The 24,485-nt window shown below is 68.7% G+C and carries 24 protein-coding genes; 16 read left to right on the top strand and 8 right to left on the bottom strand.

Translation table 11 applies throughout. The features are described 5' to 3' along the window. Window positions 1-87 precede the first annotated feature (87 nt). Window positions 88-858, top strand: coding sequence for an endonuclease III (nth, locus tag J2X42_RS21635; protein WP_310168063.1), 771 nt, complete (start codon window positions 88-90; stop codon window positions 856-858). Next, window positions 855-1,532 (top strand): CoA pyrophosphatase, encoded by a 678-nt coding sequence (locus J2X42_RS21630; protein ID WP_310168026.1) that lies wholly within the window; start codon window positions 855-857, stop codon window positions 1,530-1,532. The genes nth and J2X42_RS21630 overlap by 4 nt, the downstream gene beginning before the upstream one ends. Window positions 1,533-1,573: 41 nt before the next feature. Here the strand turns inward: J2X42_RS21630 and J2X42_RS21625 are convergent, their stop codons facing one another. Beyond that, window positions 1,574-1,768 (bottom strand): DUF1508 domain-containing protein, encoded by a 195-nt coding sequence (locus tag J2X42_RS21625; protein WP_310168025.1) that lies wholly within the window; start codon window positions 1,766-1,768, stop codon window positions 1,574-1,576. A gap of 210 nt (window positions 1,769-1,978) precedes the next feature. After that, window positions 1,979-3,697 carry a bifunctional 3'-5' exonuclease/DNA polymerase gene (locus J2X42_RS21620; protein WP_310168024.1) on the bottom strand — a complete coding sequence of 573 codons (1,719 nt, stop codon included), beginning with the start codon at window positions 3,695-3,697 and terminating at the stop codon, window positions 1,979-1,981. Window positions 3,698-3,847: 150 nt separating this feature from the next. Here J2X42_RS21620 and ssd point away from each other — a divergent pair, with 150 nt between their 5' ends. The 7 genes from ssd to J2X42_RS21585 all read left to right on the top strand — a co-directional run bounded on the left by ssd (window position 3,848) and on the right by J2X42_RS21585 (window position 9,349). Then, on the top strand, window positions 3,848-5,050 hold the full coding sequence (ssd, locus tag J2X42_RS21615) for a septum site-determining protein Ssd (protein ID WP_310168022.1): 1,203 nt from the start codon (window positions 3,848-3,850) through the stop codon (window positions 5,048-5,050). Then, a complete protein-coding gene (locus tag J2X42_RS21610) occupies window positions 5,047-6,315 on the top strand; it encodes a TadA family conjugal transfer-associated ATPase (RefSeq protein WP_396134125.1) in 1,269 nt (422 codons plus the stop codon). Before ssd ends, J2X42_RS21610 begins: the two co-directional genes overlap by 4 nt. Next, a complete protein-coding gene (locus J2X42_RS21605; protein ID WP_396134124.1) occupies window positions 6,312-7,172 on the top strand; it encodes a type II secretion system F family protein in 861 nt (286 codons plus the stop codon). The genes J2X42_RS21610 and J2X42_RS21605 overlap by 4 nt, the downstream gene beginning before the upstream one ends. Further along, window positions 7,169-7,780, top strand: coding sequence for a type II secretion system F family protein (locus tag J2X42_RS21600; protein WP_310168019.1), 612 nt, complete (start codon window positions 7,169-7,171; stop codon window positions 7,778-7,780). The genes J2X42_RS21605 and J2X42_RS21600 overlap by 4 nt, the downstream gene beginning before the upstream one ends. A 299-nt stretch (window positions 7,781-8,079) precedes the next feature. Further along, window positions 8,080-8,415, top strand: coding sequence for a DUF4244 domain-containing protein (locus J2X42_RS21595; RefSeq protein ID WP_310168018.1), 336 nt, complete (start codon window positions 8,080-8,082; stop codon window positions 8,413-8,415). 86 nt (window positions 8,416-8,501) lie between these two features. Then, window positions 8,502-8,993 (top strand): TadE family type IV pilus minor pilin, encoded by a 492-nt coding sequence (locus J2X42_RS21590; RefSeq protein WP_310168017.1) that lies wholly within the window; start codon window positions 8,502-8,504, stop codon window positions 8,991-8,993. Then, window positions 8,990-9,349 (top strand): Rv3654c family TadE-like protein, encoded by a 360-nt coding sequence (locus tag J2X42_RS21585; RefSeq protein WP_310168015.1) that lies wholly within the window; start codon window positions 8,990-8,992, stop codon window positions 9,347-9,349. The genes J2X42_RS21590 and J2X42_RS21585 overlap by 4 nt, the downstream gene beginning before the upstream one ends. A 79-nt stretch (window positions 9,350-9,428) precedes the next feature. Here J2X42_RS21585 and J2X42_RS21580 read toward each other — a convergent pair whose 3' ends face one another. Continuing rightward, entirely contained in the window at window positions 9,429-11,792 is a 2,364-nt protein-coding gene (locus J2X42_RS21580; RefSeq protein WP_310168014.1) for a DEAD/DEAH box helicase, read from the bottom strand. Between the two features lie 27 nt (window positions 11,793-11,819). Then, window positions 11,820-12,512, bottom strand: a complete 693-nt coding sequence (locus tag J2X42_RS21575) for a GNAT family N-acetyltransferase (protein ID WP_310168013.1) — start codon at window positions 12,510-12,512, stop codon at window positions 11,820-11,822. 95 nt (window positions 12,513-12,607) lie between these two features. On the opposite strand from J2X42_RS21575, the gene J2X42_RS21570 reads away from it, so the two are divergent. Together J2X42_RS21570 and J2X42_RS21565 are read left to right on the top strand one after the other, a co-directional pair. Beyond that, a complete protein-coding gene (locus J2X42_RS21570) occupies window positions 12,608-13,075 on the top strand; it encodes a hypothetical protein (RefSeq protein ID WP_310168012.1) in 468 nt (155 codons plus the stop codon). A gap of 45 nt (window positions 13,076-13,120) precedes the next feature. Beyond that, window positions 13,121-14,014 (top strand): rhodanese-related sulfurtransferase, encoded by an 894-nt coding sequence (locus J2X42_RS21565; protein ID WP_310168010.1) that lies wholly within the window; start codon window positions 13,121-13,123, stop codon window positions 14,012-14,014. A 3-nt stretch (window positions 14,015-14,017) separates the two neighbouring features. On the opposite strand, the gene J2X42_RS21560 is transcribed toward J2X42_RS21565, so the two are convergent. The 3 genes from J2X42_RS21560 to J2X42_RS21550 all read right to left on the bottom strand — a co-directional run bounded on the left by J2X42_RS21560 (window position 14,018) and on the right by J2X42_RS21550 (window position 16,311). Beyond that, window positions 14,018-14,611 carry a hypothetical protein gene (locus J2X42_RS21560; RefSeq protein ID WP_310168008.1) on the bottom strand — a complete coding sequence of 198 codons (594 nt, stop codon included), beginning with the start codon at window positions 14,609-14,611 and terminating at the stop codon, window positions 14,018-14,020. Between the two features lie 72 nt (window positions 14,612-14,683). Next, window positions 14,684-15,121, bottom strand: coding sequence for a hypothetical protein (locus J2X42_RS21555; RefSeq protein ID WP_310168006.1), 438 nt, complete (start codon window positions 15,119-15,121; stop codon window positions 14,684-14,686). 32 nt (window positions 15,122-15,153) lie between these two features. Continuing rightward, on the bottom strand, window positions 15,154-16,311 hold the full coding sequence (locus J2X42_RS21550) for a hypothetical protein (RefSeq protein ID WP_310168005.1): 1,158 nt from the start codon (window positions 16,309-16,311) through the stop codon (window positions 15,154-15,156). Window positions 16,312-16,565: 254 nt separating this feature from the next. On the opposite strand from J2X42_RS21550, the gene J2X42_RS21545 reads away from it, so the two are divergent. Together J2X42_RS21545 and J2X42_RS21540 are read left to right on the top strand one after the other, a co-directional pair. After that, on the top strand, window positions 16,566-17,345 hold the full coding sequence (locus tag J2X42_RS21545) for a MerR family transcriptional regulator (protein ID WP_310168004.1): 780 nt from the start codon (window positions 16,566-16,568) through the stop codon (window positions 17,343-17,345). 38 nt (window positions 17,346-17,383) lie between these two features. Next, on the top strand, window positions 17,384-19,051 hold the full coding sequence (locus tag J2X42_RS21540; RefSeq protein ID WP_310168003.1) for a methyltransferase: 1,668 nt from the start codon (window positions 17,384-17,386) through the stop codon (window positions 19,049-19,051). On the opposite strand, the gene J2X42_RS21535 is transcribed toward J2X42_RS21540, so the two are convergent. Further along, window positions 18,956-20,353, bottom strand: coding sequence for an MFS transporter (locus J2X42_RS21535; RefSeq protein WP_310168001.1), 1,398 nt, complete (start codon window positions 20,351-20,353; stop codon window positions 18,956-18,958). The two genes, J2X42_RS21540 and J2X42_RS21535, sit on opposite strands and share 96 nt — an antisense overlap. A 79-nt stretch (window positions 20,354-20,432) precedes the next feature. On the opposite strand from J2X42_RS21535, the gene J2X42_RS21530 reads away from it, so the two are divergent. The 3 genes from J2X42_RS21530 (at window position 20,433) to J2X42_RS21520 (ending at window position 24,465) form a co-directional block, all read left to right on the top strand. Beyond that, entirely contained in the window at window positions 20,433-21,104 is a 672-nt protein-coding gene (locus J2X42_RS21530; RefSeq protein WP_310168000.1) for a winged helix-turn-helix domain-containing protein, read from the top strand. A gap of 131 nt (window positions 21,105-21,235) precedes the next feature. After that, the gene (gene topA / locus J2X42_RS21525; RefSeq protein WP_310167999.1) at window positions 21,236-23,965 is read left to right on the top strand and encodes a type I DNA topoisomerase; all 2,730 of its coding nucleotides are present in this window, start codon (window positions 21,236-21,238) and stop codon (window positions 23,963-23,965) included. Between the two features lie 47 nt (window positions 23,966-24,012). Beyond that, a complete protein-coding gene (locus J2X42_RS21520) occupies window positions 24,013-24,465 on the top strand; it encodes an SseB family protein (RefSeq protein ID WP_131135091.1) in 453 nt (150 codons plus the stop codon). Window positions 24,466-24,485: the final 20 nt, after the last annotated feature.

Below are 24,485 nucleotides of genomic sequence, written 5' to 3'. Positions count from 1 at the left end.
ACTCCGAGGACCGGCGCGGCCCGGGCTGCCGGAGCCACACCCCGGACAGCGGCACCCGCGCCCGGTCCCAGGGTTTCCTCCGAGTCCCTGCTGGCCCTGAAGCGGCGTGCACGGCGCATCAACAAGGCCCTCGCAGAGAAGTATCCGTACGCCCATGCAGAGCTCGATTTCCGGAGCCCGTTTGAGCTGCTGGTGGCCACCGTCCTGTCTGCGCAGACCACGGACGTCACCGTCAACCAGATCACGCCTCTGCTGTTCGCCCGCTACCCTGACGCCCGCGCCATGGCCGAGGCCGACCCGGCTGCGATCGAAGAAATCATCAAACCGACCGGGTTCTTCCGGGCCAAAACCCGGAGCCTGATCGCCTTGGGCACGCGGCTGGTGGATGAATACAACGGTGTGGTGCCGGGCCGGATAGAGGACCTGGTCACTCTGCCCGGGGTGGGGCGCAAAACGGCGAACGTGGTGCTGGGCAACGCCTTCGGCGTCCCCGGCATCACGGTGGACACGCATTTCGGGCGGCTGGCGCGCCGCTTCGGCTGGACCCTGTCCGAGGATCCCGTCCAGATCGAGTTCGACGTCGCCGAGCTCTTCGAGCCCAGGGACTGGACCATGCTTTCGCACCGGGTGGTTTTCCACGGGCGGCGGGTCTGCCATTCACGGAAGCCCGCCTGCGGCGCCTGCCCGGTGGCCAACTGGTGCCCCAGCTACGGCCTGGGCGAAACCGATCCCGCCAAGGCCGCCAAACTGCTGAAATACGAGCTGGCCCCCGGCAGCGAACCGCTCCTCGCCCAGTTGCTGGCCGAGACGCACCGCGCCGCGGAAATCCGGATGGAATCACAGAAGCGGCTTCCGTGAGCGCCCGTCAGGACCTGCTCGATCTCGTGCAGAGGACGGAGTCCGGCCACGCCCCCGAACCCGATGCGCTCTGGGCGGCGCTGACCGTGGACGAGAGCATCGCCCGCCGCGCCGCTGTACTGATGCTCTTCGGTGTCCTTGACACGGTCCCCGCCTCGTCCGGCAAGCCCCTCGCCCCCGCGGACCTGGACGTCCTGCTGCTTGAGCGTGCGCACACGCTGGAGTCGCACCCCGGCCAGGTCGCATTTCCGGGCGGCAGCATCGATCCCGGCGAAACACCCGTGGAGGCGGCGCTGCGTGAAGCTGAGGAAGAAACCGGACTGGACTCCGGGGGAGTGGAGGTCCTGGGCACGCTCCAGGAACTGGGGCTGGCCCGCAGCAACTTCCTGGTGACGCCTGTCCTGGGCTGGTGGGCCTCGCCGTCGCCGGTGCGGGTGGTGGACTATGGCGAATCCGCGCAGGTTTTCCGGATACCCGTCCGCGACCTGCTGGACCCGGACAACCGGGTCATGTCCACCGTCAGCCGGGGCGGGCGGACGTTCAACAGCCCTGCCTTTACCGTCAACGGGGTGGTGGTCTGGGGTTTCACGGGCATTGTGCTCACCGGACTTTTTGAACAGCTCGGCTGGGCCGTGCCCTGGGACCGGTCCCGCCTGCACACCATCAGCATCTGACCGGTGTCCACGCCGGCGTGTGAGCCCCGCCGGATCGGCCCTTAGACTTGCGGCTGCTGCCGGAGATCCACCACGATCCCGGTCGCCGCATTTTCGCGTACGGCCTTGATGCCCTCGAGCAACGCACCGACGTGCTTGAAATTGGGCGAAACCGCCACGATGTTGCCGTCCGCGTCGGTGAGCCGGAGCCTGTAGGCCTCGTCACCCACGCGGTGTATTTCGAACCTGCCCGCCATGTGCCGGACCTCCCCTGGGTATGCATCTTTGCATGTAGTGCTTGACCCGCTTCTTGAGTCAGTTAATCGACTGTAACGTCGCTCACAAGCGGGCTGCCAGCTACTCCCGGGTAGGTTACTTCGCGGGGCGCGCTGTGACGGTCCACCGGCCTGTGACTGGAGGAGACGCCGCAGTATGGCTAGGGTACCCGGGCGCCCCGATGTGCGCCGCTATTTGGCGTTGTCGTACGAGTCCACCACGGCCACGCTGACGGGGAATTCCACCGGGATCCGGCCGAACAGCAGCTCCTTGGCCGCACTGGCCGCATCTTCGATCGCCGCGATGCACGCGTCAACCTGCGGTTCCGGCGCGTGGACCATCACCTCATCGTGGAGGAAAAACACCAGCTCCGCGCCGCCGGTACCTTCCGCGCGCATGGTCCGCAGCCGCCGTCGTAATTCCGCGAGCCAGCACGCCGCCCAGTCCGCCGCTGAACCCTGCACCACGAAGTTCCGGGTGAAACGGCCGCGGGAGCGGGCGATAGATTCGGCGCGGCGCTGCTCCTCGGCCGTGGCCGACTGCTGGCTCTGGAACCACTGCCGTGACGGCGGCGGGCTGCTGCGGCCCAGCCGGGTGGTGACGGTGCCGCCGGCCTCCCCGTCCCGCGCGGCCTGCTCCACAAAGCCAACGGCGCGCGGATACGTCTTGGCCAGCTGCGGCATCAGGCGGCCGGATTCGCCCGTGGTGGCACCGTAGATGGCGCCGAGCAGGGCCACCTTGGCCTTGGCACGGTCGCCGCCGAAACCCTGGGCGGCGATGCCGGCGTACAGGTCCTTGTCCCGCGCGGCCTCGGCCATTTTGGTGTCCTGTGCCAGCGCCACCAGGACGCGGGGCTCCAGTTGTGAGGCATCCGCCACGATCAGCTTGTAGCCCGGATCGGCGTGCACGGCGCCGCGGATCTGCCGCGGAATCTGCAGTGCGCCGCCGCCGCGCGATGCCCACCGGCCCGAGACGACGCCGCCCACCACGTACTCCGGGCGGAACCGTCCCTTGTCCACCCACGCGTCCAGCCATGCCCAGCCGTTGGCCGTGTGCAGGCGGGAGAGTTTCTTGTAGGCCAGGAGCGGTTCGATGGCGGGGTGGCTGGACTCCTTCAGCTCCCACTGCCGGGTGGTCTTCACCTCGATGCCGTTGCGGTGCAGGGCGCGCATCAGTTCCTGCGGTGAATCAGGGTTCAGGCCCGGTGAGCTGAGCAGGGCACGCAGTTCGGTGTTCAGGGCTTCGAGCTTTGCCGGACGGTGGCCGGCGGGCGGCCGCGGCCCTAAGTAGTCGGCGAGGATCTTTTCGTGCAGGTCTTCCCGCCAGGGGACGCCGGCGTGCTGCATTTCGGCGGCGATCATGGCGGCGGCCGATTCTGCGGCGAGGAGCAGATGGAGCCGTTTGGGGCGGTTCTCTCCGGGGCTCGCCGCCGCCAGGGCCACCTGTTGCGCGGCGTATTCGGCCCGAAGTTCCTCGGGCGTGTAGCGGGGCGCTGCCCCGTGGCCCGGATCCTCGAAGAGTGCGCCCTGCTCGGCGGGCGGTGCGGGCGGCTGGAGGGCGCGCGGCGGCTGAAGATCCTCATCCAGCGTGATCTTGTCGGCAGTCCGCGCGTAGTCGGTATGGGCCGTGAACTCGGAACAGGCCAGGATATTGCCGCACAGCGCCAGGTCGTAACAGCGGTCCAGTTCCACTCCGGACGCCAGCAGGGTGGGGTACCAGTCCTGGGTACGGTGCCAGATCCAGCGCGGCGGCGGGCCGCCGTTTGGCCGGCTTTCCAGGTTGCGTACGACGGCGGCAAGCTCGCCCGTGCTGACCACGTGCGGTTCCGGGGTGTTGGGGTGGGGGTCTCCCGCCTGGGTGAGTTCCTGGAGAGCTGCGCCCTGGGGGTGGGCGGCGAGCAGCAGGTACATACGACAATTCTGCCCTGTCGCCGGGGTCGGTTCGTGCGGGCCGTGGCGGGCTGTCCTCCACACGCATCGTCATCCCGCTATTGCCCGCCTTTGTCCACATAGGACAAATCACCGCTTACGGTTGAGCCCTTGGCCGGTCAGTGTTGCCCTATGAGCAGGCACCAGCAAGCACCGTCACCGTCAGGCCCGGCCAGCGCTTCCATGCCAGCGCGGCGTGCGTCACCGGGGGAGCGGGCCGCGTTCGCGGGCGAACCGGCCCATGCCCGCGGCCCTGATCCCGGTGCATGGCTGCCGGAGGAGGCTGCCGAGGTCCTGCTGGTTACCGGGTCCGGCTTCCTGCAGGGTGAGGTGGAACGTATCGTCGCGGCCGCAGGCGGCAGGCTGCGTGTGGCGGCCGACTCCGTGGAAGCCGCAAGGTACTGGGACTCCTCGTCCGCCGTGCTCGTGGGCAGCGATGTTCGTGAACTGCCGCCCCGGCGCCGCGCCCCTGCCGTGCTCGTGGGCCTCAGCGGGGAGGGCGACAGCCTGTGGCACCTCGCGGCCGCCCTCGGAGCGGAGCGGGTAGCCGTGCTGCCCGATGCTGCGGCGTGGCTGGCCGAATACCTCAGCCGGTCACGCTCGCCCCAGGCCGGTGGCCTGGTGCTGGGCGTCACCGGCGGATGCGGCGGTGCGGGAGCCACCACCGCTGCTATCTGGATCGCCCAGGCGGCTGCCGGGATGGGCGTCCGGGTGCTGCTGGTGGACGGTGACCCCTGGGGCGGCGGCCTGGAGCTGGCGCTGGCCGCCGAGGAACTCCCGGGCCTCCGCTGGCCGGACCTGGCCGAGGCCAGCGGGAGCATCGACCCTGATCAGCTCTCGGATTCCCTGCCGATCACTGGTGGCTTTTCCTTCCTGTCGTGGCCGGGGAGCCGGGAACGCCCCGCACCCGTGGATGCAGCAGCGGCCGGCGGCGTCCTTGATGCCGCCCGGCGTGGCTATGAGCTCGTTGTGGTGGACATCGGGCGTGGCGCCGAGCCGCTGCACACCTTCGCCTGGGACTGCGACCGGATCCTGGTGGTGGTTCCCGCCCAGCTGAAGGCAGCGGTGGCCTCGGCCCGGCTGCTCCAGGAGCTGCCGCCGGTGGAGGCCGCATTGCTGGTCCGGGGAAAGCCCGGCGCAGCGCTGGATAGTGCCCTGATCGCCGATGCTGTGGGGCTTCCGGTCCACGGCCGGGTGCCTGACCTGCGCGGCGTGACCGGTGCTTCGGAGAGCGGACGCCTCCTTGAACTGGGGAAGCGCCGCAGCGTGCGGCATTTTGCGGCTTCTGTCCTGGATTTGCTCGACGGCGACCTGGAAGCCGGAGGATTGCCGTGAGCGCCCGGGCTTCCCGCACCCCGGCATCCCCACCGCCGCCGGCAGGGGCCGGCCGCCGCCAGGCGCGTGTCCTGGATTCCCGGTTTGTCGCTTCCCCGGGCCTGGACTCGGGGCTGCTGGAATCGGTCCGCGAATCGGTGATGGCTGAGTCCGGACCCGTCACGGCCTCACGGGTGGCCGCAGCCGTCCAAGCCACCGGGAAGATGCTCGGAACGGCAGGCTCGCTCGCCGCCGTGGAACGGATCAGCGCCGAGCTCAACGGCCTCGGGCCGCTTCAGGAGCTCACCCGGGATCCGGCGGTGACTGACATCTTCGTCAACGCACCCGACTCCGTATGGCTGGACCGGGGAAACGGGCTCGAACGCGCGGCAGTCTCCTTCGCCGGCGAACCCCAGGTCCGGGCGCTGGCGGCCCGGCTCGTCGCGGCCGGCGGGAGGCGCCTGGACGACGGCTCGCCCTGCGTGGACGTGAGGCTCGACGGCGGCTACCGCATCCACGCCGTCCTTCCGCCGATTTCCACTGCCGGCACCCTTCTGAGTGTCCGCATCCGGCGGGAGCAGGTTTTCACCATGGAGGAGCTGCGCGCAGGTGGGATGTTCGGCGAGACCGTCCAGGACGTCCTGGAACGCGTCGTCGGGCACCGGCTGAGTTTCCTCATCAGCGGTGCCACAGGATCAGGGAAAACCACACTGCTCTCCACGATGCTCAGCCTGTGCTCCCCGCGTGAGCGCATGGTCCTGATCGAAGATGCTTCGGAACTGAATCCCGTCCACCCGCACGTTGTGTCCCTGGAATCCCGGCATGGAAACCTCGAGGGCGGCGGCGAAGTGGACCTGGGCGAATTGGTCCGCCAGGCGCTGCGAATGCGGCCTGACCGGCTGGTGGTGGGCGAATGCCGCGGCGCCGAGGTGCGGGAACTGCTGACCGCCATGAACACCGGCCACACCGGAGGCGGAGGAACCATCCACGCGAACACGGCCACGGCCGTTCCCGCCCGCCTGACGGCACTGGGAGCGCTGGCCGGACTGGGGCAGGAAGCTGTACGGCTGCAGGCCTCCAGTGCGCTGGACGTTGTCATCCACGTGGACAGGCCGCCCAGCGGGCGCCGGGTCGCATGCATTGGTGTGGTGGAGGAAGGCCACGGCGGCCTGGCTGTCGTTCCCGCCCTGGAGATGCGACGGGACCTGCTGACTCCGGGTCCGGCCTGGGGCCAACTGGCCGACCGGCTGGGAATCGATGACCGCCTGACCGGAACAGCCGCGTGACTGCGCTCCTGGCCGGCTGCCTGTGCCTGGCCGTCTGGCTCTTCGTGCGGCCGGCCCGGACTGCGGCCGCCCGGTTCCGCCATGCCGTTGGGCGCGCTGCAGGTGTGGGGGCTGATTCCGAAGGAGGCTTGGCGGGCGCATTCGGCCGGGGAAAGTCTGCTGGTGGAATTTCCGTACGGCAAGCGGCGCTGGCGGGGCTCCTGCGGCGGGGAAGCAGGAGTCCCGGCAACATCTCCATGACCCTGGTCGTTCAGCAGCTGGCGGCCCTGCTGAAGGGCGGCAGGACCCCCGCGCGGCTCTGGGATGAATTGTGGTTCCTGTACTCCGACCGGCCGGAGGCTGCCCGGAACAACGGCACCCCTGCCGGCCAGACCTCCGGGGCACGCCTGAGCCTCGGCTCGGTGGCGGTGCTCGGTGCGGCACGGGCTGCCGCGTTCCGGGGCGCGCCGGTGTCGGACGCTATCGGGAGCGCGGTCCCGGCGGCCTTTCGGCAAGCGGGCGGCCGGGAGCGTCGGATCTGGGTCCAGTTGGCGGCATGCTTTGACATCGCGGAGGCCAGCGGCTGCCCGCTCGCTGATGTGCTGACACGGTTCGCCGCCCAGCTGGAAGTTGAGGACGACGCCGAAGCGGCGCGGCAGACTGCCCTCGCCGGCCCCCGGGCCACCGTCAGCCTGCTGACGTGGCTGCCACTGATGGGACTTGGGCTGGGCATCGCTTTGGGTGTGGATCCGTTGGCCATTCTGGTCGGGACCCCGCTTGGACTGGCGTCCCTCGCAGCCGGCCTCGTCCTGACCGTCGCCGGCCGGATCTGGTCGGCCCGGCTGGTCCACGGGGCCGTCGGGGCGGGGGTGCCATGACCGCACTGCTGCCTGCCGCCGTCGTGCTGGGATGTCTGGCCGCCGCCGCGGTCCTTGCTTTCGCCGGGCCGGGACGGGTGGGGCATCAGCTGAAGAGCCTGCATTTTGGTCCAGGAGCAGGCTCGCGGCCGGACCGGGCGCCGGGTGAGCGGCCGGGTGAATCGCTCGGAAGTCTCGACGGCCTGCGGGACACCGCGATGATGCTGGAACTGGTTGCCGCCATGCTGGACGCCGGGTCCGGGATCGGGCGTTCACTCGAGCTCGTCGCAGCCACCGCTTCCCCGGAGTACCGCCGGTCGCTCCGGCCTGTAGTCTCTGCCCTGGCCATCGGGGCCGACTGGGAGACTGCCTGGCGCAGCTCCGAAGTCCGTCTGCCGGAAATACTGGAAATGCGCGACGCGCTGGGCTTCGCGGCCCTGACCGGGGCCCCGTCGTCTGCCATCCTGTACGCCCAGGCCGCCAGGATCCGTCGTGAAAGGTTCCGGGCGGCGGAGAAGCGCGCCGCGTCCCTCGGAGTGAAGCTGGTGATTCCCTTGGGGCTGTGTTCGCTGCCGGCCTTCATCTGCCTCGGCGTGGTCCCCGTGCTGCTTGCACTGGTGCCATCCTGACCCCAGGAAGCCTCCTTCTAACCACCGCTGCCCTCCTGAACCCCGGTGCCCTCCTGAACCCCGGTGTCCTCCTGAACCCCGGTGTCCTCCGGGCCGCGTGCCTCAGCCCGGGCCTTGCTCCTGACCAGCGGCGGGCTCCGCGCCTCAGGTCGCGCGCCGGTTCTTTCCTCACAACTCCTCCACAACGGCGGCGGGCCACAGCTTATCCACTTAGGACAACCGCTCCCTTACCGGCACCGGGCCGGCCCGGAAGAGTCGGAGGTGCCGGCAACCGGGCCGGACCACTGAAAGGAAAAACCATGTTGATGAACCAAAGCACCGCCGTCGCCGCCACGGAATACCGGGCCACAGCCGCCGGGGCCGGAGCCGAAGGAGTCCCCGCAGCGCAGCAGCGGGGTGCGGCCGCGGATGCGGTCAGCAACGTTGTGGAGCTGTACCCGGGCGCATCCGGACGCGGGCAGCGCCGCGGCCGGATGCGCCGCCTCGGATCGGAAGCCGGCATGGCCACCGCCGAATACGCCATTGCCACACTCGCAGCCGTGGGGTTCGCAGGGCTGCTGGTATTCATCCTTCGCAGCGACGAGGTGCGCGGCTTCCTCCTGAACCTGATCCGCACGGCGCTGGCCCTGCCATGACCCGGGTGCTGCCAGGTTGCCGGCCCGATCGCCGGGCCGGTTGCTGCCGGCGCGGCCGCCCCGGGCCGGTGAACGCCCGCGGAGCCGTGACTGCGGAGTTTGCGGTGGCACTTCCTGCCGTGCTCCTGCTCCTGGCGCTGTTGCTGGCGGGTGCCGCCGCGGGAGCCACCCAGCTCCGGCTCGAAGAGGCAGCGCTGGCCAGCGCCAGGGCACTCGCCCGGGGCGAAGGACCGGCAGCGGCCGAAGCGATTGTGGGCAGGCTGGCTGGAGCCTCCGCCACCGCGGCCATCGCCGCCGACGGCGAATGGGTCAGCGTCACCGTTGCAGACAGGGTGGCTGGGCCGTTGGGGGCAACGGTGCCGTGGACCCTGACTGCCAAAGCCTCCACCCGAAATGAAACCGCCCGGGCCCACGGCCGAAATGCGCCGAGCCTGGCTGCCGAACGTCTGGCTGCCGAACGTCTGGCTGCCGAAGGCGTGGCTGCCCTAAGCACGCTTTCCCGACGCACGGCTGCCCAGGCCGCCACGGCCCTTCAGCCAGCGTGGACGAGGCACCTTGTGATGGCGGCAGCGGCATGAGCGGCGGTCTCCTGGACCACCGGGAGCGCGGATCCGGAACCGTCCTGGCCGCCGGACTGGCGCTGGTGGTGATCGTGGCCATGTCACTGGTGCTGTTGCTGGCCCAGTCGGCCGTGATGGCCAGCAGGGCGGCGGCAGCTGCGGATCTTGCGGCACTCGCCGCGGCGGACGCACTCCGCGGCCTGACCTTAGGGGAGCCGTGCGCAGTGGCCGCGGACGTGGCCGGCCAGCACGCCGCTAGGGTAGTCAGCTGCAGCGCAGGTTCGGGCCAGACCATCGAGGTCAGCACCGAGCTCGTAGCCAGGACCGTACTGGGAACAGCCACCGGCCGCGCCAGGGCAGGCCCGCCGCCGTAGCGCTCAACGTCTGGGACACTCACAGCACTGACGTGCTCCGGGTCTGGCGTTCTGTCGCTCTGGAGTGCCCGCGGCTGGGCTACAGGGCGACGGGAGATGCCTCGCTGGCGTCCTTGAGCAGGACATCGATGAGCGTGATCGCAGCCGCCTTGTCCAGCGGATTGTTCTTGTTCCCGCATTTGGGGGACTGCACGCAGGACGGGCAGCCCGCTTCGCACTCGCAGGCCTCGATGGCGTCCCGGGTCGCGGTGAGCCACACCTTGGCCTTATCGAAGCCGCGCTCAGCGAAGCCTGCGCCGCCGGGGTGCCCGTCATACACAAAGATGGTGGGCACCCCGGTGTCGGCGTGGATGGCAGTCGACACACCGCCAATGTCCCACCGGTCGCTGGAAGCCACCAACGGCAGGAGCCCGATCGCGGCGTGTTCGGCCGCGTGCAGGGCGCCGGGAAACTGCGCCTCAATGAGCCCCGCACCCGTCAGGGAACGGTTTTCCACCACGAACCAGACGGCCTTGGTGAACAGGTCCCTGGCACCCAGCTCCAGCGGCTCCTCACCCAGGATCTCATTGGAGATCAGGGCCTTGCGCTGAAAGGAGACCACCTGCGTTGTCACCTTCACGTCACCGAAGTGGACGCGGACATCGCCCCACTGTGCTGTGCGGAGAGTGTCCAGCACTTCGATCTGGGTCACGTCACGGGCAGTGGTGTAGTAGTCCGGATTTGCCCGCCGGACAACCACGCAGTGTTCGTCCTCGTTCAGGTCTTCCACCACGTAGCTGTCACCCTGGTGGACGTAGACGGCCCCGGTATGGGCCTGGTAGTGCGTCTGCGGGGAGTCCATGGTCCCCAGCAGGGAGCCGGTGTCAGCGTCAACAATGCTCACGGGGCCGCCGCCGTCGGCTCGGAGGTTCACCATGGCGGCGGCACTCTGGGAGTGCGTCCAGAACCACCCTGCGGGGCGGCGGCGCAGGTAGCCCTGGGCCACCAGCTGTCCCAGCAGCTTCTCGGCGGTGCTGCCAAAGAGGCCGAGCTCGGACACACCGAGCGGCAGCTCAGCGGCCGCGGCGCACAGGTGCGGCCCCAGCACGTACGGATTGGAGGGATCAAAAACGGTGGCCTCAACGGAAACATCAAAGATCGCCTCGGGATGGTTCACCAGATAGGTGTCCAGCGGGTCATCGCTGGCCACAAACGCGGCGATGGCGTCCTGTCCCGCGCGGCCGGCCCGGCCGATCTGCTGGAAGAGGGAGGCCCTGGTGCCGGGCCAGCCGGCCACCAGCACCGCATCCAGGCCCGAAATGTCGATCCCGAGCTCCAGCGCCGAGGTGCTGGATACGCCCAGCAGTTCGCCGGACCGGAGGGCCTTCTCCAGGGCGCGGCGTTCTTCCGGCAGGTAACCGGAGCGGTAGGCCGCCACCCGCTGCGGCAGGCTGGGGTCCACCTCATCGAGCAGGCGTTTCGTGATCGAAGAGATGGTCTCCGCCCCGCGCCGGGACTTGATGAAGGCGATGGTCCGGATCCGTGCGGAAACCAGGTTCGCCAGCAGGTCAGCGGTTTCCGCCACCGCAGTCCGCCGCTCCTTGGCGCCGTTCTCACCCTTGAGTTCGGTCAGCGCGGGTTCCCAGAAGGCCACGGTGGTGGCGCCGTGCGGGGAACAGTCCTCGGAAACGGCGCGGACCGGGGCGCCGATCAGCCGCCCGAAGGACGTGCCGGGCTCGGACGCGGTGGCGGAGGCGGCAATGAACACCGGCTCCGGCCGGGAGGTTCCCGCGCCGTAATAGGCGCAGATGCGGCGGAGCCTCCGCATCAGGTTGGCCACATGGGAGCCGAAGACGCCCCGATAGCTGTGGGCTTCGTCCACGATGACGTACCGGAGCCGCCGGAAAAAACTTGCCCACCAGGCGTGGTTGGGAAGGATCCCGAAGTGGAGCATGTCCGGGTTGGCGAGAATGACGTTGGCGTGGTCGCGGATCCAGCGGCGGGAAGCGGGGTCGGTGTCGCCGTCGTACGTCTCAGCCCGGACCGTGGGCAGCTTCAACGCGCGGATGGCGGCCAACTGGTCTGCTGCCAGAGCCTTGGTGGGGGACAGATAAAGCGTCACAGCGCCGTCGTCGTGGATTTTTCCGGGCTCGGACAGGACCCGGACCTCGGAACGGTGGATGGCATCCAGCGCCGGCAACTGGTACGCCAGGGATTTTCCGGACGCTGTACCGGTGGCGATGACAACGTGTTCGCCGCCGTGGGCCAGGTCTGCTGCCTCAATCTGGTGCCGGTACGGTTCATGGATGCCCAGCGAGCCGTAGGCTGCCACCAGGTCAGGATGCGCCCAGCCCGGCCAGGGCGCGTGGACTGCCTTCCGGGCGGGAATCGTGCGGACATGACGCAGCTGTTCCGGGTCAGGGCCGCGGCCCAGCAAGGGAATCAGGGAGTCATGGGGGATCACCCCAACATTCTGTCACCCGGGGAAAAATCACCCCACGGAAAGGTCAGCACCTTCGTCCGACGTGGACAACATCAGGACCCGGCACACAGTGGACCAGCCCAGATGGGAATACAGCTTCTGGCCGTCGATGGAGGCCAGGAGCAGGCCGTTCTCCACATCCGGTCCGATGGCCTGCGCGGCCAGGGCCTTCATAATGAAGCTGCCCAGGCCTCGGCGCTGGAACGTCGGTTGGACAACAATCTTGTCGAATATGGCAGTCTCGCCCACCACAAAAACCCGGCCGCTCGCCGCCACCGTGTCACCAGAACGGACCACCGCGTGGTGGACGCCGTCGAGTTCCGAGGTGACCAGGTTGAGGTCGTCGTCGGAGAGCCACGGATCCTCCGTATCCTGGGTGGCCATGTCCACGATCATCATGGCCTGTGATGCTGAGGTGATATTCAGGCCGTGCTTTTGGGCCAAATTTGTGTAGCGCGCGACGTCGTTGGTCAGGACAGTCAGGATCCTCGCCGGAGCCTCGGCAGTCTTGGCCACCAGAGCCGCAAACTCGTCGTCCGAAGGATCGTGGGCGAAGTATTCCCAGTCCCCGGTGGTGTCTTTCCGCAGGGCCGCGGGGAACCGCCCTTCGGTGGCAGTCTGGTAGCCGCGGCAGCCGGCCCAGCCAGCCACCCAGACTTCAAGAAGGTGTGTGATGTCTCCAACCAAGGCGTCCGGACTCATGTGATGAGAGTATTCCAGCACTGTCACTAGCAACAGGGGGTGCGGTACCCCGATGTGACTTGCTTACGCAATTGTGATCCGGCGAGACTGGCCGAATGCCCACCGCAAAGGACCGCTCAGCCCCGTACACGCTCCCGCCCTCCTTGCTGGTCTGCATCGCCGCGACGGTGGCGGCGGTCGGCAGCGCCCGATACTGGGAAGCGGCCACTGGCCTCAGCTACTGGGTCTGGCTGGCCTGCGGGATCGTGCCGCTGGCGGCCGGCGCCCTGATCCACCGGAGAACGAAGCGGCCGCTGGCCTTCCTGGGATCCCGCGCGGAACCGGACGGTGTGCGGCGGCCCGGGCTCGGCGGGTTGCTGGCCGCGCTGGTCCTCTTCCTGCTGCCGCGGCTTGCGGGAGACGGCGCCGCCGCCCTCGCAGCACACAGTGGCGCCCACACGATGGTGACCGCCCCGACGGCAACCGTGGTGGCCTTCGCCGCCGTCGTCCTCGGCTACCGGGGCGCCGAAACCGCGCTGAACAGGCGCGACGCCGCCCTGGCGGCGAGGCAGGCCGGCCCCTAAGCCGCGGGACCGGCCCGGCACGGTGAAGCCAGTACCCTTAAATACGTGGCTTTGAACCGAATTGTGCTCTTTTACGGCTTTACCCCGCTCGCTGATCCGGACGCTGTGCGGCTCTGGCAGCGCGCCCTCTGCGAGAAGCTCGGGCTGACCGGACGCATCCTCATCTCCAAGGACGGCATCAACGCAACCGTGGGCGGCGAGATCGGCGCGGTCAAGCAGTATGTGAAGACCACCCGCGAATACAAAGGCTTCCACGGCATCGACGTGAAGTGGTCCGACGGCGGCGCTGACGACTTCCCCCGCCTCAGCGTTAAGGTCCGGGACGAGATCGTCTCCTTCGGCGCCCCCGGCGAGCTCAAGGTCGACGCCGACGGCGTGGTGGGCGGCGGCACGCACCTCCAGCCGGAGGAACTCCACGAACTCGTCGAAGCCAGGAAGCAGGCCGGCGAAGACGTGGTGTTCTTCGACGGCCGCAACGCGTTTGAGGCCCAGATCGGCAAGTTCAAGGACGCGATCGTCCCCGATGTGGCCACCACCCACGACTTCATCAAGGAACTCGACTCCGGCAAGTACGACGCCCTCAAGGACAAGCCTGTGGTCACCTACTGCACCGGCGGCATCCGCTGCGAGGTGCTCTCCAGCCTGATGGTGAACCGCGGCTTCACAGAGGTCTACCAGCTCGACGGCGGCATCGTCCGCTACGGCGAAACCTTCAAGGACCAGGGCCTCTGGGAAGGCTCGCTCTACGTCTTCGACAAGCGCATGCACCTGGAGTTCAGCGAGGACGCCAAGACCATCGGTGAATGCGTCCGCTGCGCGGCCCCGACGAGCAAGTTCGAGAACTGTTCCAACCCGAGCTGCCGCACACTGACGCTGTACTGCGCCGACTGCGCCTCCAGCCCGGAGACGCTCCGCTGCCCCGAAGGCTGCACTGCCTAAGACTCAGAGCAGGGTAAGCCGATACGCATAATTGGCCAGCGACCTCGGCTCAACCCGGATGCTCAGCGCCGACTCCTTGGACAGGTAGATTACGGTCTCCCGGGTGGACCCGCAGCGCAGGCTGAGATCCACCAGGGTGGACGCGTCGTCGCGGACGGTGAAGGTGACCCTTCGCTGGCTCCGGCACACCAAGGCCAGGGCGTACGTGCCCACTGCCAGCCCCGCCGCAACGTCGGATTTGATCTCTCCCTCGGCGAGGATGCCGGAGCCGGTGTGCACCACCTGGCGGGCGGTGAACGGCAGTTCCTCCTCCACCCAGCCCTCCAGTTCGGCCTCGGTGACGGGCTCGTTGCGGAGCAGGTCATTGGGGAAGGACTGGTCGGTGAAGGCCGGCGCGGGAACGGATTCCGGCGGCCGCCAGCCCTCCTCGTAGGTGTATTCACAGCCGGCGAGCGACCCGGCAGCCACCAGGCCCGCTGTTGCCCACAGCACGACGGCGGCCCTCGCCCGGGTGCGCGCGGAGGACTTCCGGGGCGGTGGGGGACCCGGAACAGGTACCGCATCTCGGCGCGGCTGCGCCCCCGGCATCGCGGGCATACTCTGACTCTAGGCCCGCCCCGGCCCGTAAGCCATATGCCTGGACCTGCTCACCATGACAGCCAACCCGAACTAGCCGGCGGACACCAGCTGGTAGGCGTAAATCAGCGGGGCGTCGACGCTGGAGGCGCTGATTTCCACCGATGCCGGATTCTGCAGGGTGATCTTCACGGACTCCCTCGTCCCATAGCACGCGGCCCCGAGGTCGGCCAGTTCCTTGCCTCCGGAGCGCACCGCGAGGAAGGCCTTCCCGCCGCCCTCGCAGACCAGCGTCAGCGTGTAGCTGCCGGCCGGCACATTCTCCGTGCGGTCCACCGGCTGGGCATTGAGGATCTTACCGGCGTCCTCGGCCACGATGCCGTTGGCCGACGGCAGTGCGGTGGCTTTCCACGAGGGCACGTCCGCGTTTTCGACGGAAAGCTGCTGGGCGCAGCCGGAAACTCCCAGCAGGACAGCAGCGGCGGCCGCCACGGAAAGGGCGCGCGGAAACGAACGGGGAATAACAGCCATGCCTCCAACTTACCCGGCGGCCGGGGCCGTCTTCACCCCGCGATCAGCTCCTGCACGTCGCCGCGGTGCAGCGCAACGTACACCCTGTCCCGTAACGCGTTCGCCTCGCGGTCGGTCAGCGTCCGGTCCAGCGGCTGCAGCACGAGCCGCAGCAAGGCGTTCACCTGCCCGGCCCGCATCCGGAGGCGTTCGACGGCGGCCGGCGGCAGCTCCGCCGTCGTGGTCACCGCGAGGACCTCCAACGCCGCCAGGACGTCGGCGTCCGGCCCGAGGACGGTGCGGGCCAGGTCGCCCAGGAGTTCGACGTCGGCGTCGTCACCGGAGTCCAGCACCAGCGAAAGGTCCCGCCGGATCTCGGGCATGGCAGAAACGGGACGGTACGGTGCAAGGTCCAGCATCTGAGACTGGACCTCCGGACGCCCCGACCGCAGCAGCCGGATGTCTGTGATGCCTTTCCGCAGCATCAGCGCACGGTCCAGCCCCATGCCCAGGGCAAGGCCCGCCCAGCGCCGCGGGTCCAGGCCTGAACCGCGCAGGACCGGGGCGGCCACCAGCCCGCACTCCGCCAGCTCCAGCCACTCGCGGCGCCCGTCCGGCAGCGTCACCAGCACGTCCAGCTGCCGGCCCGCCGCGGTGTAGCTGTGCCGCGCCGGCGTGGCCCGCCACTGCACATCCGGGTACTCCGACGACGGGAGCACGGCCTCCACCACCGCTTCCATCATGGCGTCCAGGTCAGCAGGCCCCAGCAGCCCCCTCGCTTTAAGCCGCCAAAGATCCACCTGGTGCGGGGCGCCCACATGGGTGCGGTCGACCGCGTCGCGGCGGTAGACCAGGCCCGGCAGCACCTGCAGTTCGTCGTAGCGGCCCAGCTCGCCGCGGAGCGGGTCCAGCAGCGCCGGGATGCCTGCGGACGTGTGGCTGCGAAGCATCACCGTGGGGCTCACGTGGCGGGAATAGCGCGAATCCCGCGTGATGTCGTCGGGCGAATAGCCGAGCCTGTCGTAGTTGTCGGCGGTGGCAACCAGCGGGTTGAGGCGGTGGGTCCGGGACGGCACGCCCCAGAGGCGCTCCAGAGCGGCCACGACGTCGGCGAGGAGCAGCTGCATGGCGTGCTGGCCGGCGTCGGGATCGGACAGGTCGCGCAGGGAGAGGGCGTCGTTGAGCTGGGCATGGGAAAGGTACGTCTTCATGGTTGGGGGTCCTTTGGGTGCATCAGGGGCGGGGAGGGGTGGTCACCCTCAGCCGCTGCGCCGGACGGACCCCGGCAGCGTCAGGCGCGCGATGGGAAGCCCGTGCGGCCGGGAAGCGGCCGAGGGCTGATAAATCGCTGCTGCGTGTGCATGCGTCCATGATACGCCGCACCCTCAGCACGCACTTGACCTTGACGCTACGTCAACATCTATCGTCGAAGTATCAGCTACGGAACCCACGGAAGGAGGACGCGATGGACTGGTCCATCCAGGACATAGCCCGCATTGCCGGCACCACCAGCAGGACGCTGCGCCACTACGACGACATCGGCCTGCTCAAGCCCAGCCGCACCGGCCACAACGGCTACCGGTACTACAACCAGGCCGCACTGGTGCAGCTCCAGCGCATCCTGCTCCTGCGCGGACTGGGGCTGGGCCTGCCGGTGATCAGCCAGGTGCTCGACGACGAAGCGGACGCCGCCAGGGCGCTCACCGGCCATCTCGAATGGCTGAAGCAGGAACAGGACAGGCTGGCGCGGCAGATCGCGTCGGTCACGCAAACCATCGAGGCAGTGAAAGGAGGTGGCGAAATCATGGCAGAAGACATGTTCAACGGTTTCGACCACACGCAGTACAAGGACGAAGTGGAGGAACGCTGGGGCAAGGACGCCTACGCCAAGGGGGACTCGTGGTGGCGCGGCATGAACGCCGACGAGAAGGCCGCGTGGAAGCAGCGCTCGCAGCAGCTGGGCGAGGACTGGATCGCCGCCGCCACCGCCGGTATCGCGCCCGACAGTCCAGAGGCCCAGGCCATCGCGAAGCGGCACGTCGAATGGCTCACCGGCATCCCGGGCACTCCTGCGGCGGACGCCCGGGGTAAGGGTGCCGAGGGTAAAAGCGACGTCAAGGGCTACGTCACCGGCCTCGGCGAGATGTACGTGGCCGACCCCCGGTTCGCCAAAAACTACGGCGGAGCTGACGGCGCCGGTTTCGTCCGGGATGCGCTGAAGGTCTATGCGGAGCAGAACCTCTGACCGTCAGGGCCGGGGCGGCCCGCCAATAGACTTGACCGGTGACTGATTCCACCCTTTTCCTGGCCGGCAACACCCCCGACGCCCCGCGCAGCGACCTCCCGGGACTGCTGACAGCGCTCGCCGCGGACCTCCGGAGCGTGGACTACACGCTCGACGGCGTGGCCGGGCTCCTGGGCGAATCCGCCTACCGTGCTCTGAACCGGGACCAGGTCATCCCTGCGCTGCTGGCCACCGAGCGCGCACTGGGGGACGCGGCTCCGGGTGACGGTTCGACGGCGGCCCTCGCCGCCGTCGTGCGCCTCTGGCTCCTGGCCGAACCGCAGCAGCGGGAAACGCTCGACGCCGCCCTGCCGGGGATCGGCGCCGACGGCCTGCTGGAGCTGGGGCTGGTTGAGCCCGTGCCCGGCCCTGAGGGGACGGAGGCGGCCCTGCTTCAGGCCAAGGCGGATCTGCGGCCGTACGGCTGGGACTCCAACGAGGACGGCAGCGGCGGCGCCGAGCTCTGGGTGGCCAGCGACCTCGCCGCGCACCAGCAGGCCGGCGTGCTGCGGCACGACCACGTGCTGGGCATCGGGCAGGCGTCCACCACGCTGGTGCAGACCACCGTCCGGCGCCACGTGGCCAAGGCCCTGGACCTGGGAACGGGCTGCGGAATCCAGTCCTTCCACCTCCTGCACCATGCCGAGCATGTCACCGCCACGGACATCTCCGAGCGGGCCCTGGCCTTCACCCGGTTCAACCTGCTCCTCAATGCCGGGGCGCTGCACCTGGACCCGGACCGGCTCGAGGACCGGGTCAGCCTGCGGCTGGGATCGCTGCTGGATCCGGTGGCCGGGGAGGAATTTGAACTGGTGGTGTCCAACCCGCCGTTCGTCATCACGCCGCGGACCCTCGGCGAGGACGCGTCAGGACAGTTCACCTACCGGGACGGCGGGCTGCCCGGGGACGACATCGTGGCATCGCTGGTGGCCGCGCTTCCGTCGGTCCTGGCGCCGGCCGGAACAGCCCAGCTTTTGGGCAACTGGGAAGTCACAGCGGGCACGTCATGGTCGGACCGGCCGCAAAAATGGGCCGGTCCGGACGTGGACGCCTGGTTCATCCAGCGCGAACAGGTGGGCCCGGAGCAATACGCCGAAACCTGGCTGCAGGACGCCTCCGAATCCCGCGACCGGAAGCACTACCAAAACGCCTACGCCGCCTACCTCGCGGACTTCGCGTCCCGGAACGTGGAGGGCATCGGCTTCGGCATGATCTACCTGCGGCGTCCCGCAGCCGGCGCCGGGCCCGTCATCAGCCGGTTCGAGGAAATCACCTACCCCATAGAACAGCCAGTAGGTCCCCACCTGGGCGCCGCCGTCGAACGTTCAGACTGGCTGGCGGCCAACAATCTCGAAGACACGCACCTGCTCGTGGCGGACGACGTCACGGAGGAGCGGCACCAGCGGCCCGGGGCCGAGCACCCGGGTGTGATCCTGCTGCGCCAGGGCGCCGGGCTGCGCCGGACCAACCTGCTCAGCACCGAACTGGCAGGCTTCGTCTCCGCGTGCGACGGCGACCTGACAGTGGGGCAGATCGCCGGCGCCCTGGAGGCGCTGCTGGGCGGCACCCTGTCAGGGGAGGACGGGTTCGACGGCGGCACGTTCCGGAGCGGGCTGCTCGCCGACGTGGCGAACCTGGTGCGCGACGGGTTCCTGCTGCCCGCCTGACCCGCCGGCAGCCGGTGCTTGCGGCCGCACGGCGCCGGCCGCGGGCCGTCCGTACCGCGGCCACACGTACGCCGCAACGCCCAGCGCCACGAGCAGTCCGGCCGACGCGACCATCAGCAGCCCGGCCCGCACCGGCAGCAGCGCACCCAGGACGCCTCCCAGCGCCAGCGCCGCGATGGTCACGGCCCGGGCCAGCCCGCCGATGATGGCCAGGGCCTGGCCGCGGCCGCCTTCCGGCACACGCAGGATCACGATGGTGCCGAAGCAGGCATTCATGGCCCCGCACGCCACACCCATGGCGGTGGTGGCTGCGAACAGCATTCCCACATCGGGGACCAGCCCCATCGTTCCCAGGAACACAGCGGTCAGGGCCATGGCGGCCAGCAGTGCCCGGAGCCGCGGGATCCCGTTCCTGATCCTGCTGGAGAGTGCGGCCCCGGACGCCATGCCCAGGGCGAAGGCCGCGGCCAGGAGTCCGTATTCCGTTTCCGTCGCACCCAGTTCGCCCCGGGCGAGGAAGACCTCGAGGACGCTCACCGCCTCGGCCACGGTCACGAAGAAGAGCGCGCCGAGGACAATGGCCCAGACCAGGCTGTCCCGCCGGATCAGGCGAAGGCCATCCAGCAGGGCGGGTTTCGCCGTTCCCGCCAGTTCGGCGGCGGTGCCACGGCGGGTACGGATGAGCAGGGCGCCGGCGCCCATGGCCAGGTAGCAGCCACTGGCAACGGCGAAAACCAGGGTTGAACCGCCCCACCCGCTGAGCAGCCCGCCGGCGGCCGGTCCCGCCATTCCGGCGATCATCACGGTGGCCTGCATGGTGCCCATCGCCCGCGGCGTGCGGTCCTCGCCGACGATCCTCGGCAGCAGGGCCTGCCACGTGGGCCCGGCCACTGCCTGTGCGGCGTCCAGCAGGATGGTCATCGCAAACAGGACGGGAAGGTAGTGGTCAAGGTACGCCATGCCCAGGCCCATCCCGGCGACGGCTGCGGCACTGACCACGGACGACGCCGTCGCAAGCGTCCGGGAGTCCCTCGTGTCCGCGAGCCGGCCGGCCCACGGTGCCAGCAGCACCAGTGGCAGCGCGGAGCAGAGCAGGTAGGCGGCCACCAGCCACGGGCCTGCCACCGGTGCCACGCCGGAGGCGCCCAGGTCGTGCAGGTGGAGCATCACGGTGACGACGACGGCGCCAAGGCCGGCGGTGGCGACGAAGCGGGCACTGCCGGCGAGGAGGAAGTCGCGGTTGCGCCGGAGCGGAGGTGTGGCGGCTGCGTGCTCCGGCTGCTTATGAAGTGGTTGTTTCATAAATTGCAAGCTAGTGCTGATCAATCCCAAGTGTCAAGCATTTCTTTCATAGTTGGCTGGTGGTGGCTACACTGGGTCTGTGAATGCAGAAATCCCGCTGCCGGAGTCGCCCGTTCCGCCGGCTGCCAGCCGACGGCAGCGCCCGGAGAAGAAAGTGGAGATCACCGATCCGAAGGCGATCCGGGCACTGGCCCACGCCGCCCGGCTGGAGGTCATCTCCGAGCTGTATTCCACCCAGGTCAGCCGGACAGCCACCGAACTTGCAGCACAGACCGGGCTGACGCCCAGCGCCATGAGCTACCACCTCCGTGCCCTGCAAAAATGGGGCATCGTGGTCCCCGCCCCGACGGCAGGCGACGCGCGGGAGCGGCGCTGGAAGGCGGCCGGAACGGACTTCGCCATCAACTCAGGCGGGGAAGCTGCCAACCCGGTCGTCGACCTCGAACTGGATGCTTTCCGCCGCCGGGCTGCCGCCTACGCGAGGACCCGGGACGAGCGCCGCCGTGCGGGCGCACCCGCGGAGGCCCCCACCGCCGTCGTGCTGGCCAGCGACCTGCTGTACCTCACCCGCGAGCAGCAGGCGGACCTGAACCGGCGCCTGTTTGCTTTGCTCAGTGAATACGAGCTCGACGATCCGCACCGGATCCCCGACGGGGCCGAGCGGATGGCGGCCATGTGGTCGCTGATTCCGGACGACCGGACCGTGGCCGGAACTGCCGGGGAAGACCGGTCCGGACCTGCGGAAACGTAGGAAATCCGGCCCACTTGGCCGCTCCGGAAGGCCGCACGTTTTCCACAGGAATGCGCACGATTGTCGAAAATATGGTGAACTAGGCCAATATGGGCTCATCTGCCCGAGCAACCTTTTTCTGTAGGAGCACCGTGCCAAGCAAGGCCAAAACCGGCAAGAAACTCGTGATTGTGGAGTCTCCGGCCAAGAGCAAGACCATCGCCAAGTACCTCGGCGAGGGCTTCATCGTAGAGGCCTCCATCGGTCACATCCGCGACCTGCCGCAGCCGTCTGAGCTCCCTGCAGAACTGAAGAAGACCTCGGTGGGCAAGTTCGCCGTCGACATCGAAAACGACTTCAAGCCGTACTACGTGGTGTCGGCCGACAAGAAGAAAAAGGTGGCCGAGCTCAAGGCCCAGCTCAAAGATGCTGACGCTCTTTATCTCGCAACCGATGGGGACCGCGAGGGCGAGGCCATCGCGTGGCACCTGCTGGAAGTGCTCAAGCCCAAGGTTCCGGTGTACCGGATGACGTTCGGCGAAATCACCAAGGAAGCCATCCACCGCGCCATGGACAACCTGCGCGACGTGGACTCGGCACTGGTGGACGCCCAGGAAACCCGCCGCGTGCTGGACCGCCTCTACGGCTACGAGATTTCCCCCGTCCTCTGGCGCAAGGTTGCCCGCGGCCTGTCCGCCGGCCGTGTGCAGTCCGTGGTCACCCGCATGGTGGTGGACCGCGAACGCGAACGCATGGCGTTCAAGGCCGCCTCCTACTGGGACCTGACCGGCCAGTTCGGCGCCGGGTCTGCATCGTTCAAGGCGAAGCTTGCCGCCGTTGACGGCGCCAAGGTGGCCAGCGGCCGGGACTTCAACGACGACGGCGTCCTGACCGCCCGCAACGCCGTCCACCTGAACGAGGAACTCGCCACATCCCTGGCATCGGGCCTGCAGGACGCCGCCTTCTCAGTGCGGTCCGTTGACACCAAGCCGTACACCCGCCGTCCGGCCGCGCCGTTCACCACCTCCACGCTGCAGCAGGAGGCCGGCCGCAAGCTGCGCTTCTCCTCCAAGAGCACCATGCAGATTGCCCAGCGGCTGTATGAAAACGGCTACATCACCTATATGCGTACCGACTCCTCGGCGCTGAGCGACGAAGCCGTCACGGCAGCCCGCCGGCAGGCCTCCGAGCTGTACGGCCCGGAGTACATCCCGCAGTCGCCGCGCGTCTACACCAGCAAGGCTGCGAACGCGCAGGAAGCCCACGAGGCCATCCGCCCCGCCGGTGACTCCTTCCGCACGCCGGCGCAGGTGGCCAAGCAGCTCTCCGGCGACGAGTTCCGCCTGTACGAACTGATCTGGAAGCGCACCGTCGCCTCCCAGATGGGTGACGCCAAGGGCTCGACGGCGACCATCCGCCTGGGTGCCGTTGCCACCGATGGCCGCGACGCCGAATTCTCCGCTTCCGGCACCGTCATCACCTTCCCCGGCTTCCTGGCCGCCTACGAGGAAGGCAAGGACGAAAGCCGCGGCGACGACGACAGCGAAGAAGCCCGCCGCCTGCCCAACGTTGCCAAGGGCGACTCCCTCTCGGCATCCGAAATCGTGGCCGTGGGCCACGAGACCTCGCCGCCGCCGCGCTTTACGGAAGCGTCCCTGACGGCCGAACTGGAGAAGAAAGGCATCGGGCGCCCGTCGACCTATGCCTCCACCATCTCCACCATCCAGGACCGCGGGTACGTCCGGAAGCAGGGCTCAGCCCTGGTGCCCAGCTGGATCGCGTTCTCCGTGATCCGCCTGCTGGAACAGCACTTCACGGACTACGTGGACTACGAGTTCACCGCAGACATGGAAGGCGACCTGGACAAGATCGCCAACGGCCAGGCCGTAGGGTCAGCGTGGCTGAAGCACTTCTACTACGGTGAAGACTCCGATCCGGGCCTGCTGAGCATCGTCAACAACCTCGGTGAGATCGATGCCCGCGAGATCAACTCCGTGCCCATCACCGAAGGCATAACGCTGCGGGTGGGCAAGTTCGGCCCCTACCTGGAAAGCTCCATCCCCACGGTGGACGCCAAGACCGGCGAAGTCGTTGAATCCTCGCGGGCCAACGTCCCCGAAGACCTTGCCCCGGACGAGCTGACCGCCGCCAAGGCCATCGAGCTCATGGAGACGGCAGCGCCGGAAGAACGCGTGCTGGGTGCCGATCCGCACACCGGCCACACGGTGGTGGCGAAGAACGGCCGCTACGGCGCGTACGTCACCGAAGTCATCCCGGAGATGACCGACGAACAGCTGGCCAACCAGCCCGTCGAGTACTACAAGAACGGCAAGCCGAAGCCGCCGAAGAAGCCCGTCAAGGCCAAGCCGCGCACCGGTTCGCTGTTCGCCTCGATGACGGTGGACTCCGTCAGCCTGGACGAGGCCCTGCAGCTCATGAGCCTGCCCCGGGCCTTGGGCGAGGACGCCGACGGCAACCTCATCACGGTGCAAAACGGCCGCTTCGGCCCGTACCTGAAAAAGGGCACCGACTCGCGCTCCATCGGGTCCGAAGAGGAAATCTTCACCATCACGCTGGAGCAGGCACTGGAGATCTACTCCCAGCCCAAGCAGCGCGGCGCCCGCGCCGCCGTGCCGCCGCTGGCCGAGTTCGGCCCGGACCCCGTGTCGGAGAAAAACATCGTGGTGAAGGAAGGCCGCTTCGGCCCGTACATCACCGACGGCATCACCAACATCACCGTCCCGCGCGCCACGTCCTTGGAGGAGCTCACCCGGGAGCAGGCAGTCGAACTGCTCGCCGAGAAACGCGCCAAGGGCCCGGTCAAGCGCACGACGACGGCCCGCAAGGCCCCGGCGAAAAAGAAGGCCGCGGCCAAGAAGTAAGCGACCTGTGGTTTGCGGTGCCGGGCACAACATGATCGAGTAGATACATGACTGAACAGCCCGGCACCGCCGACACCACGCCGCTCAACGACCTCGAAGAGAAGCTCGCCCAGGGCGGACAGCCCGACGGCAGCCCCGTGGACGTCATCCTGTCCTTCCTCAACAGCGAGGTCTACGTCGTCAGCACGGAGGGCCTTGAAGGCGAGGACTCCCAGGTGGAGCCCCTGGTGCTGGCCAACGCCGACGGCGACCCCGTCCTGGCGGTCTTCTCCCACCCCAGCCGCGTTGACGAGCAGTACCTTGAGGCGGCCCCGAACATCCTGGGAACCCAGGGCGCGGCCATCATCGCCAACATCGGCGAGGAACTGGGCATGGTGATCAACCCCGGCGCGGCCTTCGGCTTCGAGATCAACCCTGAAGGCGTGGCCAACATCAAGCGCGACTTCAAACGTGCCGACGAACTGCCCGACGGCGCCCCCGCGGATCCCAGCGCCAACTGACATGTTCCCGCGCCGGTTGT

The organism is Arthrobacter sp. BE255, from assembly GCF_031457335.1.
Lineage (GTDB): Bacteria > Actinomycetota > Actinomycetes > Actinomycetales > Micrococcaceae > Arthrobacter.
Note: the sequence above shows the minus strand (reverse complement) of the source record. Positions and strands in the feature narration are given on the sequence as shown.

Bases quoted from the DNA above. Each gene is read 5' to 3' on its own strand.
- J2X42_RS21625 (WP_310168025.1), bottom strand. From the start codon at position 1,768: ATGGCGGGCAGGTTCGAAATACACCGCGTGGGTGACGAGGCCTACAGG.
- J2X42_RS21620 (WP_310168024.1), bottom strand. From the start codon at position 3,697: ATGTACCTGCTGCTCGCCGCCCACCCCCAGGGCGCAGCTCTCCAGGAA.
- ssd (WP_310168022.1), top strand. From the start codon at position 3,848: ATGAGCAGGCACCAGCAAGCACCGTCACCGTCAGGCCCGGCCAGCGCT.
- J2X42_RS21600 (WP_310168019.1), top strand. From the start codon at position 7,169: ATGACCGCACTGCTGCCTGCCGCCGTCGTGCTGGGATGTCTGGCCGCC.
- J2X42_RS21595 (WP_310168018.1), top strand. From the start codon at position 8,080: ATGTTGATGAACCAAAGCACCGCCGTCGCCGCCACGGAATACCGGGCC.
- J2X42_RS21585 (WP_310168015.1), top strand. From the start codon at position 8,990: ATGAGCGGCGGTCTCCTGGACCACCGGGAGCGCGGATCCGGAACCGTC.
- J2X42_RS21575 (WP_310168013.1), bottom strand. From the start codon at position 12,512: ATGAGTCCGGACGCCTTGGTTGGAGACATCACACACCTTCTTGAAGTC.
- J2X42_RS21570 (WP_310168012.1), top strand. From the start codon at position 12,608: ATGCCCACCGCAAAGGACCGCTCAGCCCCGTACACGCTCCCGCCCTCC.
- J2X42_RS21560 (WP_310168008.1), bottom strand. From the start codon at position 14,611: ATGCCCGCGATGCCGGGGGCGCAGCCGCGCCGAGATGCGGTACCTGTT.
- J2X42_RS21555 (WP_310168006.1), bottom strand. From the start codon at position 15,121: ATGGCTGTTATTCCCCGTTCGTTTCCGCGCGCCCTTTCCGTGGCGGCC.
- J2X42_RS21550 (WP_310168005.1), bottom strand. From the start codon at position 16,311: ATGAAGACGTACCTTTCCCATGCCCAGCTCAACGACGCCCTCTCCCTG.
- J2X42_RS21545 (WP_310168004.1), top strand. From the start codon at position 16,566: ATGGACTGGTCCATCCAGGACATAGCCCGCATTGCCGGCACCACCAGC.
- J2X42_RS21535 (WP_310168001.1), bottom strand. From the start codon at position 20,353: ATGAAACAACCACTTCATAAGCAGCCGGAGCACGCAGCCGCCACACCT.
- J2X42_RS21520 (WP_131135091.1), top strand. From the start codon at position 24,013: ATGACTGAACAGCCCGGCACCGCCGACACCACGCCGCTCAACGACCTC.